10 protein-coding genes are annotated in these 11640 nt (G+C 68.4%); 7 read left to right on the top strand and 3 right to left on the bottom strand.

Going from position 1 to position 11640, the window contains the following annotated elements; genetic code table 11:
* Positions 1 to 173: 173 nt before the first annotated feature.
* The 6 genes from V7787_RS26590 to V7787_RS26565 all read left to right on the top strand — a co-directional run bounded on the left by V7787_RS26590 (position 174) and on the right by V7787_RS26565 (position 5522).
* Entirely contained in the window at positions 174 to 749 is a 576-nt protein-coding gene (locus V7787_RS26590) for a hypothetical protein (RefSeq protein WP_336090206.1), read from the top strand.
* A 303-nt stretch (positions 750 to 1052) separates the two neighbouring features.
* Positions 1053 to 1967, top strand: coding sequence for a hypothetical protein (locus V7787_RS26585; protein WP_336090204.1), 915 nt, complete (start codon positions 1053 to 1055; stop codon positions 1965 to 1967).
* A 340-nt stretch (positions 1968 to 2307) separates the two neighbouring features.
* Positions 2308 to 3069 carry a hypothetical protein gene (locus V7787_RS26580; RefSeq protein WP_336090201.1) on the top strand — a complete coding sequence of 254 codons (762 nt, stop codon included), beginning with the start codon at positions 2308 to 2310 and terminating at the stop codon, positions 3067 to 3069.
* A 30-nt stretch (positions 3070 to 3099) separates the two neighbouring features.
* On the top strand, positions 3100 to 4065 hold the full coding sequence (locus V7787_RS26575; protein ID WP_336090199.1) for a hypothetical protein: 966 nt from the start codon (positions 3100 to 3102) through the stop codon (positions 4063 to 4065).
* A 160-nt stretch (positions 4066 to 4225) separates the two neighbouring features.
* Entirely contained in the window at positions 4226 to 5038 is an 813-nt protein-coding gene (locus tag V7787_RS26570; protein WP_336090198.1) for an SDR family NAD(P)-dependent oxidoreductase, read from the top strand.
* 79 nt (positions 5039 to 5117) lie between these two features.
* Positions 5118 to 5522 carry an MmcQ/YjbR family DNA-binding protein gene (locus V7787_RS26565; RefSeq protein ID WP_336090196.1) on the top strand — a complete coding sequence of 135 codons (405 nt, stop codon included), beginning with the start codon at positions 5118 to 5120 and terminating at the stop codon, positions 5520 to 5522.
* 5 nt (positions 5523 to 5527) lie between these two features.
* On the opposite strand, the gene V7787_RS26560 is transcribed toward V7787_RS26565, so the two are convergent.
* Positions 5528 to 6424, bottom strand: coding sequence for an NAD(P)-dependent oxidoreductase (locus V7787_RS26560; RefSeq protein WP_336090195.1), 897 nt, complete (start codon positions 6422 to 6424; stop codon positions 5528 to 5530).
* Positions 6425 to 6619: 195 nt separating this feature from the next.
* Between V7787_RS26560 and V7787_RS26555 the strand changes: the two genes are divergently transcribed.
* A complete protein-coding gene (locus V7787_RS26555) occupies positions 6620 to 7393 on the top strand; it encodes a trans-aconitate 2-methyltransferase (RefSeq protein ID WP_336090194.1) in 774 nt (257 codons plus the stop codon).
* A 49-nt stretch (positions 7394 to 7442) separates the two neighbouring features.
* Here the strand turns inward: V7787_RS26555 and V7787_RS26550 are convergent, their stop codons facing one another.
* The gene (locus V7787_RS26550; RefSeq protein WP_336090193.1) at positions 7443 to 10517 is read right to left on the bottom strand and encodes a TonB-dependent receptor; all 3075 of its coding nucleotides are present in this window, start codon (positions 10515 to 10517) and stop codon (positions 7443 to 7445) included.
* A gap of 390 nt (positions 10518 to 10907) precedes the next feature.
* On the bottom strand, positions 10908 to 11640 hold a 733-nt coding region (locus V7787_RS26545; RefSeq protein WP_336090190.1), incomplete at its 5' end, for a FecR family protein.

Here is an 11640-nt window from a genome sequence, read left to right as displayed (position 1 = left end):
GCCCTCGCAGCCGGCCGCGTCCGCGCGGCCGCTGCGAGCAACAGACGCCGGGCGGCCGCGGTGGTTCGCGCCGTGACCGCCAGGCAGCGCAGCCACGGCGCCGCTTCATCCGTGACAGCACGTTTGGACACGCCCGTGTCCGTACACCTCGACGCATCACAGGAGAACAAGCAATGTCGAAGTTCAAGACGTCCCTTCTCACCCTCGTCTCGGCCATGGCCGTATTCGGCGCCAGCTCGGCTTCGGCGGCTTCCTACGAGATCTGGAACGGTTCGGCGTGGGTCAACAGCGGCACCTCGCATTTCACCGGTCCGACCACCGCCGTGTATTCGGGCATCCAGGCCCCGTGCAACGCCGACTTCACCGTGGTGCTGTCCGGCGGCGCGGCCAGCGTGACCGCCGCCAGCTTCAGCGGTTCGTCCACCTGCGCCGGCATCACCGCCTCCAACCTGCCGTGGCCGCTGTCGGCGCCGAGCGCATACAGCGGTCCGAACCCGGTCTTCTCCGGCTCGCCGACCCTGACCCCGGCGCTGTGGAGCGTGACCATCAGCGGCGTGCGCATCAACATCCCCGCGCCGCTCAACGCCAACTGCCCCAGCGCTTCGGGTTCGGGCTCGGTGCCCGGCGTGCTCGACGCCAACAGCTACTTCGTGTTCAAGGCCACCCTGGGCCCGTGCTCGGTGCAGACCCGCACCAACCAGGCGCCCAACGCGTTGGTGGCCAGCCCGGCGGTACGCGTGGTTCCGTAACTCTCGCTCGCGCTCGGCCGGCGACGCCCTCGCCCGGCCGAGCGTTCGCGTAGTGCGCATGCGCGGCGTAGGGACACGCCGATTCGCGCATGCGCCGCCAAGCGCCTCGAGCGTCGCGGCGGCCGTCGGCAGCGGATGGGTGCGTGTCCCGTCCGATGACCGCGAACCCCGCGCAACCCCCGCTCGAACACTGGGACCGTCTCCCATCGCGCTGACGCCGCGCCGAGGTCGCCGCCGTCCGGGCGACCTCGGCCGTCGCTCCGCGACGCGTACCGGCCAACCTAAATCAATGGAGGATTCACTATGCGTAAGACGTCGCTTTCTTTCGCTGTGGCGACGGCGGTGTTGCTAGTCGGCCAGCTCGGCTCGGCCACGGCCGGCACGCCTTCGGGCCCGTACGCGATGTTCCGGTTCTGCCCGTACACCAATCCGTCGGTCACCGCCTGCGTCATCAACCGCACCACCTCCGGCTCGCTGACCATCGGCAGCACCAGCATGCCGATCGACAAGCCGATCGTGCTGCAGGGCGGGATCGAGAACATCGGCCCCTCGCCGCTGTACGCCGCGGTCGGCGCGCCGACCCTGTCGGCGCCCTCGGCCAAGGTGCCCGGCGGTTTGCTCGGCATCGTCAATCCCGCGCCGAACTGGCCCGGCCCGTTGTGGACCGCGTTCTGGGCGATCGTCGGCGCGGTCAACGACGTCAACGCCACCATCGAACCGGTGCAGGCCGCGCAGACCAACTTCGGCAATGCCTTGTTCCCGCCGACCGACGGCAGCGATCCGACCGCGGCGCGATTGGCCGTGCGCGTGCGCCTGGACAATCCGTTCCTGGGCGGCAGCTGCTACATCGGTTCGGTGCAGGACCCGATCGTGCTGAAGCTGCAGACCGGCACCACCGCGCCGCCGGCGCCGAATCTGCCGATCGCCGGCAATCCCGGCGTGGTCACCAACGTGTGGACCGATGAGCCGAACTTCATCGGCTACCTGCAGGTCGACGGCAACACCCTGGTCGACAACTCCTTCGCCGTGCCCGCGGCCAAGGGCTGCGGCAACATCGCCCTGGGCTTGCCGATCCTCACCCCGATCCTCGACGCCCTGGTCTCCGGCGCGGTCAATCTGAAAGTGGGTCTGCCCGCCGCCGCGGGCAAGAACACCGCGATCATGAGCGGCAACTCCTCGATCTCCGCGTCGGAGTACGTACTGGCCAGCGAACAATAAGGAAGTTGGCTACGATGGGTCGAATCGACTGCATTACGGAGTTGGCCAGCATGTACGGCGATTCGATCCCGGATGCGAAGCGGTTTTCGCTGACCGCTTCGCAGCTGTCGCGTTGATGCGCGGCCGCACGCTCTTCGCGGTCGCCGTCGCGCTGTTGGCGGCCGGCGCGGTGTATTACGCCGGCCTGGTTCAAGGCCGTTCCTCCGCCGGCGCTCCATCGCCGGAACCGCTCGCCGCCGATGGAGCCGCGGCGAGGGAGAGAAGCCTGGAACAGGGAACGCACTCACGGACGAAGCCCGGCGCGGGCGCGGCAGGGACGCTGCCCGCGCGGGGCACCGCCTTGAAGGACGTGTTCGCCGATCTGCAAAAGCGCGCCGACGCCGGCGACGTCGCCGCCGCGACCCGGCTGTACCGCGATGTCGGCCTGTGCCGGCGCTTTGAGCGCCTGGATCGCGACAACGCCAAGTTGTCCGACGAATTGCTGGCCCAGCCGGTCGACGCGATGACTGCCGAGCAATTGAAGAATTACCGCGCCCAACTCGACGGCGTGGAGTCGCGGCGGCTCAACATGCAATCGATCCGCACGCTGTGCGACGGCGCCGGACAAGACGCGCTCGACAGCCTGCTGCCCAACCTGCAACGCGCCGCGCAACTGGGCGAACCGTTCGCGCGCGCCTGCTACCTGGAACGCGGGCCGAATTACGACCCGGGTCATCTGCTCGACCATCCCGAACGTTTGAGTTCGTACCGGCGCGATGCGCGGGCGATGATCCAGGCCGGCATCGACAGCGGCGATTGGCGGGTGATCGACGTGCTGCGCAACGCCTACCGGCCCGGCGCATCGAACCTGCTCTCGGCCGCGGTCGGCGGCGATGCGGAACAGCGCTATCGCTATCTCAAGCTGTACCGGCTCGGCGCATCGGCCGAGCGCGACGGCGGCGAGATCGAGCGCGATCTGCAACGCGCCGCGGCCAAACTCAGCGCCGCGCAGATCGCCCAGGCCGACGCCTGGGCGGACCAGACCTTCGATCGCCAGTTCCAAGCCAAACCGATCGACGCGGACGGCCCGTTGTGGGACCCGTGCGTGTTTCCCTACGACTGAGACCAACGGCGGCCGCCACTGCGGGACGATATGCGAAGCAAAAGCACCTTGTTGATGGCGGTCTGCGCGCTGGCCCTGGCGATCGGCGCCTACTTTCTCGGCCGCGCCGATCAGGCGCGCGCGCCGGTGCCGATGCATGTGGCGGTGGCCGGCGCCGAGGCCGCCGACGCGGTCGCCGACGCGGCCCCGATCGGCGCCAGCCCGCCCAGCGACAAGCGCGGAATGCTGCCGCCGCCCAACACCGCGCTCAAGAGCAGCTACGCCGAACTGCAGGCGCGCGCCAACGGCGGCGACAAGGATGCGGCCAGCCGCTTGCTGCGCGATCTGGACAGCTGCCGCGGCCTGCGCGGTTCGCAATGGAACAACGACGGCGCCAGCAACGAACTCACCGCGCGCTCCACCGACGGCATGAACGCCGCGCAGCTGCGCACGTACCAGATGCAGCTCGATGCGATGCAGCTGCGCCAACAGCGCTTGCGCGACCGGCAAACGCTGTGCGCGGGCGTCGACGACAAACTGCTCGACACCTTGCTGCCCAACCTCGCCCAGGCCGCGCGCCTGGGCGATGCGCAGGCGCGCGCCTGCTACCTCGAACGCGGGCCGCTGTACGACTCGCGCAGTCTGGTCCGCCATCCGGAATCCTTGCAGGCGTACCGCAACGCGACCTCGGCTTTGATCGACAGCGGCCTGGCCGCCGGCGATTGGCGCGTGGTCGATCTGCTGCAACAGGCTTACCGGCCGGGTTCGCAGAATCTGCTCGCCGGCCTGATCGGCAACGACCCGGTCCAGCACTACCGCTATCTCAAGCTGTACCGGCTCGGCGCCGAAGCGCATCGCGTCGATCAGCTCGACCAGCAACTGACCGCGGCCGCGGCCAACCTCAGCGCGGCGCAAGTCGCGCAGGCCGACGACTGGGCCCAGAGCGCGTTGCGCGATCACTTCAAGGACGCCTCCACCCAGACCACGCCGCAAGGTTGGGACGCCTGCGACTTCTGAGCCGGCGACGCGATTGGCTCCTTCGCGGTGCCAATCGTCCGATGCGTCGGATCTTAATTTAACCAACTGGTTGACAACAAGACGCCGCAAGGCTTATCTAGGCCTCCACGAGGCTCGGCCGGCGATCGCAGCCGAGCGCCATCGCGACTTCGGAGGCGGCATGAACCGGGCACGGGAAGACGGGCAACTGGCGGGCAAGATCGCGCTGATCCACGGCGGCGGCGGCGCCATCGGCGGCGCGGTGGCGCGCGCGTTCGCGGGCGAAGGCGCGCAGGTGTTTCTGGCCGGGCGCACCCAATCCAAACTCGACGCAGTCAGCGCCGACATCCTCGCCGCCGGCGGCCGCGCCGACAGCGCCGTCGTCGATGCGCTCGATGCGGCCGCGATCGATGCGCACGCCGCGCGCGTCGCCGCCCAGGCCGGCGGCATCGACATCGTCTTCAACGCGGTCGGTTTCGTGCATGTGCAGGACGTGCCGTTCGCCGAGTTGTCGCTGGCCGAGTTCGAACATCCGGTGCACAGCTACATCCGCAGCCACTACCTCACCGCCCAGGCCGCGGCGCGGCATATGCGCAGCGGCGGCACGGTGCTGTCGCTGACCACGCCGGTCGCGCGCATGACCGGTCCCGGCTATCTGGGCCATTGCGTGGCCTGCGCCGGGATCGAAGCGATGTCGCGCCATCTGGCCGGCGAACTGGCGCCGCGCGGCATCCGCACGGTGTGCATGCGCTCGCACGCGATTCCCGAAGCGCTCGCCGCCGGCTCGCATGCGCGCGAAGTGTTCCAACCCATCGCCGACAAAGCCGGCGTCAGCGTGGAAAGCATGCTCGAAGGCGCGGCCGAGAGCACCTTGCTCAAACGCCTGCCGCGCCTGGACGACATCGCCGGCAGCGCGGTCTACGCGGTCTCGGGCCGGGCCGCGGCGATGACCGGCGGCATCCTCAACCTCACCGCGGGGTTCCTGGTCGACTGAAGCGCCGGCATTGCATCGGCGGCGTCCGCGCTCCACGATGCCTCGCGACAGCGTTCGCCTCAGCGCCGGGAGTGTTGCGATGGCCGAGCATCCGCCGATTCCCGCTTCGATCCTGTCGCGGCTCAACGCCATCTGCCTGGGCCTGCCCGAAGTGGTCGAAGAATCGGCCTGGACCGGCACGCGATGGGTGGTGGCGAAGAAGAACTTCGCCCATGCGGTGATGATCCACGACGGCTGGCCGCCGGCCTACGCCGAAGCCGCCGGCAACGCCGGGCCGCTGCTGGTGCTGACCTTTCGCCTGCCGGCGGCGCGACTGACCGCACCGAAATTTTCGCGGCCGCCGTTCTTCCGGCCGGTGTGGTTCGCCAACATCGTCGGGCTGGCGCTGGACGCGCGCAGCGATTGGGATGAGATCGCCGATCTGATTACCGAAAGCTACTGCGCGCTGGCGCCGAAGAAGCTCAGCGCGTTGGTCGATCGCTGACCGACTCAGCCACCGGATTCGGTACGCGCCTGGATCGCATGCACCACCGCGGCCATGTCCGACTCGCCATGGCCTTGTTGCAGCGTTTCGCCGAACAAGGCATGGCAGACGTCCAGCAGCGGCGAGGCGATGCCGGCGGTGCGCGCGGCTTGGGCGATCAGACGATTGTTCTTGAGTACATCGGCGATCGACGCCTGGACCGAGTAGTCGCCCTCCACCAGCTTGGCCAACTTGATCCGCGACACCGCGCTGGCCATCGGACCGGCGTCGAGCACGGCCTGCAGCTGATGCAGGTCCAGGCCATGGCGCTCGGCGAAATGCACCGACTCGGCCAGGCCGGTGACCATCGAAATCAGAAACAGATTCACCGACAACTTCATCCACAGCGCATTGGGCACCGCGCCGCAGACGAAGGTCTGCGCGCACATCGGCGCCAGCAACGGCCGCACCCGTTCCACCGCCGCGGTATCGCCGGCGAGCATCGCCACCAGCGCGCCGTTCTCGGCCGGAACGCGCGAACCGGAGACCGGCGCCTCGACGTACGCGCCGCCGGCGGCGCGGATATCGGCCTCCAGCGCGCGCGAGTACTCGGCCGAGGTGGTGCCCATGTGCACGAAGACCCGGTCGCGCACCTCGACCGCGAAACTCGCGCCGTCGCGGCCGAGCACGCTGTCGATCGCCGCTTCGTTGGCGAGCATCGCGATCACCACCCGCGCGCGCCGGAACACCTCGCCTGGATCGGCGGCAACGCTGGCGCCGGCGTCGGCGAGCGTCCGCAATGCCTGCGGCGAACGGTTCCACACGATCGGCGCCAGCCCCGCGCGCGCCAGTTTCAAGGCCATGGGCTGGCCCATCACCCCCAAACCGATGAAGCCGATGCTGTTGTCGCCCGCCTGATCCATCTCGCCTCTCCGAATGCGCGCCGACGCTGAAGCCCTTGCGCCTAGTCTAGTCGTGCCCAGTACGGGGCACCGTGGCCGGCCGCGCACCGATGCCGCGGCCTCGCCGCTACGGCCACGCCCGGCAAACCGATGCAGACGCGGCGGCCACGGCGGCGGCGTATATTTCGGCCATCGCTATCGAACTGGAGCGCGCCCGTGTGGGATCCCGGCAAATACCTCGATTTCGCCGACCTGCGCGGTCGGCCGTTCTTCGATCTGACCGCGCGCATCGGCAGTAAACAGCCGCGGCGGGTGGTCGATCTGGGCTGCGGGCCCGGCAATCTCACCCTCAGTCTGGCCCAGCGTTGGCCCGATGCGGCGCTGGAAGCCAGCGACAACTCGCCGGAGATGGTCGCCGCCGCGCGCGCGGCGGGGATCGCCGCGGAGCTGATCGACGTGCGCGAGTGGACGCCCAAGCCCGATACCGACGTGCTCGTGTCCAACGCGGTGCTGCAATGGGTGCCCGAGCACCGCCAGTTGCTCGAACGCTGGGCGCGCGAGCTGCCGCCGGGCGCGTGGATCGCGATCCAGGTGCCGGGCAATTTCGATGCGCCCTCGCATGTGCTGACCCGCGAGTTGGCCGCCAGCCCGCGCTGGGCCGAGCGTTTGCGCGAGGTCGGCCTGCGCGAGGACGACGCGGTCGATACGCCGACCCAATACGCCGAGCGCATGGCCGCGCAAGGCTGCGCGGTCGATGCCTGGGAAACCACTTACACCCAGCGCTTGAGCGGCGCGAACGCGGTGCTGGAGTGGATCACCGGGACCGCGCTGCGTCCGGTCAAGGCGGCGTTGGACGAACCGGAGTGGCAGCAGTTCCGCCAGGACCTGGCGCCGCTGCTGGACCGCGCCTATCCGCCGCGCGGCGACGGCACCACCTGGTTCGAGTTCCGCCGGATCTTCGTGGTGGCGCGCACCGCCGGCGCGCAATAGACCGCGCAAAAACCTCTCCACCGCGTCCTTGCGGCGGAGAGCCAAACGCTTACAACGCGGCGCCGCCGAACTTGTGCGTGTACTGCACGTGGATCTGGCGGCCAACGGTGTCGAACCAGGACACGTCGTAATAGGGATAGGTGCTGTAACTGGCGTCGCGCGGCGGCAGTTTGTCGAACAGGTTGGTCACCGACAGCGCCAGCTGGGCGTGATCGGTGAAGCGATATTGCAGCGACAGGTTGTAGCGATAGGTCGCGCCGATCCACGGGCTGCCGCCTTCGTCGGGATCGTAGGATTGGTTGTAGGAGTCGTAGTTGGGCAGCTTGCCCAGGCGCTCGCCGTGCAAGGTCGCGGTCCAGCGGTCCTTGTCCCAACTCACGCTGGCGCTGGCCTTGCTGCGCGGAATGTCGAAGCCGCTGTTGACCGCGAACTGATCCTCGACGCGGTCGCCGCTGTATTGCTGGCTTTCGTGTTCGCGCACCCAGCTGTAGCTGCCGTTGAAGCGAAACGTGCCGAGCGCGGTTTCCAGGCGGTAGCGCGCGTTGAAGTCGATGCCGTTGGTGCGCTCGCGGGCGACGTTGATCGGATTGACCAGGGCGCTGTACAGGTTGCCGTTTTCGTCGCGGCCCACCCGCGCCAGCGCATCGAGGCAGGTCGGCGAAGCCGGATCGACCGCGCTGCCGTCCGGACGCCGGCCGAGGCGGCAGTTGGCTTCGTCCTGCAACAGACCGTCGATGCGCAGATCCTGGACTTGGTCGCGCAGATCGATGTTGAAGTAGTCCAGCGAGAAATCCAGATTCGCCAGCGGCGAGAAGACCACGCCCGCGGTCCAGGCGGTGCTGGTTTCCGGCCCGAGCTTGCGGTTGCCGCTGCGGGTGACGATCACGTTTTCGTCGGAGTACGAGCAATCGCCCAGGTCGGTGTCCGGCTCCTCGCCGCGGCAGCGGTAGTAGTCCACACCCTTGGTTTCGGAGTTGCCGACGCCGGCGTAGAGGTAATGCAAGTCCGGCGCGCGGAACGCGGTGCCGTAGGAGCCGCGCACCAGCAAGCTGTCCAGCGGGCGCCATTCCAGGCCGGCGCTGTAGGTGAACTTGTCGATGCTCTGGCCGCTGTAACGGTATTGGTCGTAACGGCCGGCGACGCTGAGGTTCAGGCGCTCGAACAACGGCATACGCAACTCGCCCGCGGCGGCCCAGCGGTCGCGGCTGCCGTGGCCGTCGGAGTCGCGCCAGCTGTAGTAGTAGTACTGGGTGGCCAGCGGATCGGGGCGCAGGTTGTAACTCTGACTTCCGGCTTCCAGGGTGCCGGAAAAACCAGCTGCGCCGGCCGGCAGCGAAAACAGTTCGGTATTGGTGAAGGTCGCCGACAAGGTGTCGGTGCGCGACTTGGGTTGGTAGGTCGTGCGCGCGGCGATGGAATCGTATTCGGCGCGGGTCAGTTGCCGGTACAAGCGCGCAGGGTCGGCGTTATAGATCGGCAAGCCGTCGTCGTTCACGCCCAACTGCGGGCCGAGAAACAGGTCGTTGGCCTTGGCGGCCACGATCTGCGGCCAACTGATCGTGGATTGGTACTGCGAATGGCTCAGCGCGGTTTCCCAATCCCAGCTCGCGCCCAGCTGCCCCTTGAACCCGGTGGTGACGCTGAAAGTCCGCTGCCGATTGCGGATGGTGCCCTTGTCCAGCCCGCCCATTTCTTCCGGGGTGAACTGGCGCTGCCAGAACTCAACCTGATCGGTGGCCTGGTTGAAGAAATAGCCTTGCTCGTTGCCGTCGGCCGCCTGGTGGCTCCAACTGGCGACGTCGCGAAACATCGCCAGTTCGTGATAGCCCAGTTGCAGGTCGGCGAACCATTCGGCGCCGTTGTCGAAGCGATAAGCGAGCGAGGCGTAGGAGTTCACGCCTTCGCGCTCGCTGATCATGGTGCCGTAGCCGATCGCGGTTTCGCTGCCGCAGTAGAAACCGTCGCCGCCGTCCACGCCCCAGCGCGGCCGCGAGGCGCGGTGGGTGCTGCCGCCGTTGAGCGCGCTCAGCGCATCGCAGGCGCTGCCCGGATCGAGGTATTCGTCGTCCCCGTTGGTACGCAGAAACCCGCGCCGCGCCGCCTGGGTCGAGGCGGTGGGCGCGTCGCGGGTGGAGTCCTGGCGCGCGCGCTCATAAGCCCACAACGGATTCTGCGATTGCAGCTCCAGGCCGTACACCGCGCTGAAGCGGTCGTTGCTGTAGCCGCTGGACACGCTCAGATTGAACGACTCGCCGCCGCCGCGGGTGGTGTCGCCCATGCGGAAATCCACGGTGGTGCCGTCGGCGCGCTTTTTCAAAATGAAATTGACCACGCCGGAGATCGCGTCGGAGCCGTAGATCGCCGAGGCGCTGCCGGTGAGGATTTCGATCCGCTCGACCATCCCCAAGGGAATATTGGAGATGTCGGTGAAGTTGCTGCGGCCTTTGAACGGCATCGGAAAATCGGCGATGCGGCGGCCGTTGACCAACACCAGGGTGTGATTGGGGCCGAGCCCGCGCAGGTCGACCTGCTGCGCGCCGGGCGAGAAATCCGCGCCGCTGGCCGATTGCTGGCTCTGGGTTTCGCCGCCGTTCTGGGTCATCGCGCGCAGCACGTCGGGCACGCTGGTGAAGCCGTTGGCCTTGATCTCCTGCGCGGTCATCACCGTCACCGGCGCCGGGCCTTCGATCTGCGCGCGCGGAATGCGCGAGCCGGTGACCTGGATGCTTTGCAGATCCACCGCGACCGTGGTGGCTTCGCCGTCGTCGACGTCGAGGTTGGCGCCGCGCGGCATCGGCCGCGGCGGCGCCGGGCGCGCCGGCGGCGCGCTGTCCTTGACGATGGCGATCGCGCCGGAGGCGTCGCGGCGCGCGACATAACCGCTGCCGCGCAACAACCGGTCCAGCGCATCGGCCGGCGCCATCGTGCCGCGCACCCCCTGCGTGCGCAGCCCTCTGAGCCGATCGGCCGAGTACACGAACTGCACCCCGGACTGACGCGCCAGGGTATCCAGGGCGACGGTCAGATCGCCGGCCGGAACGTCCACCCGCCCGCCTTGCGCTTGCGCGGACAACGCGGCCCCGCACGCCAGAGTCAACAACAACACCCGCAGACGTTTCACCATCGGCTCTCCCCTCCCCCACCGGCGCTCGATGGCGCCGCCGAATAATTCAGACGAACGAAAACGGGAAATCCCGCATGCGCTCGGTTTGCGCCGATACCCGGGCACACGGCGTCGCGGCCGCGGCACGCCGTAACGGTGCGGGCCATGCCCCTGGGATGTCTGGAATACAAGCCGCAAACGAGACTCAGATCGCGACGAAGACCTCACTTCCCCCGTCATTCCGGCGACAGCCGAACTCCACCGACCCGTCATTCCGGCGAAAGCCGGAATCCATTTTGATCTTGCTGTTGCTCGATACTCCAGACGGGAACAGCAACAGCAACGTCAAAATGGATTCCGGCTTTCGCCGGAATGACGGTGGGCGGGGAACGCTCCAGCGCTTTTATCTGCTCAGCGGCTATGCAACACGATCCGATCCTGCTGCCGCTCCGCCCGCACCGGCAAGGCCTGCTCCAGCAAACCGACGAAGACATCGGCATTGGACCAACGGAAATTGCCGCCGACCCGCAACTGACCCGCGGCGGCATCGCCGATCACCAGCTTGCGCGCGTTGTAGCGGTTGAACTCGGCCGCCGCCGCGGCCAACGGGGTATCGCGGAACACCACATAGCCGTTGCGCCAATCGACATAGCGCTCGGCCTCTTCGACCGACACGCTGCGCACCAGCACGCCGTTGGGCCCGGCCAGGGCGATGCTGCCGGCCGGCAGCAAGGTGGTCGGCTGGTGCTGGCCGCCGATCGGTTCCGATTCCAGCCGCACGGTGCCCTCGGTGACCACCACGCGCAACTCGGCGCCGTCGCGGCGCACCGAGAAATGAGTGCCGACCGCGATCACCCGGCGCCCGCCGGCCGCCACCGCGAACGGGCGGCGCGGGTCCTTGGCCACGTCGAAGAAGGCTTCGCCCTGGCCCAGTTCGATTTGGCGCTGCGCGCGCGACAACGCCACTTCGATGCGGCTGTCGCTGCTGAGGGTGACGCGCGAACCGTCGGCCATCGGCACGGTGTCGGTGGCGCCCATCGCGGTGCGGTAGGACGCGCGTTCGACCACGCCGTATTGCCACCAGCCCCAACCCGCCGAGACCGCCAGCAGCAACACCGCGGCGACGGCGAGATAACGCGCGACG

The sequence above is a fragment of the Pseudomonas sp. CGJS7 genome (genome assembly GCF_036961695.1).
This window is presented reverse-complemented; position numbering and strand designations above follow the sequence as displayed.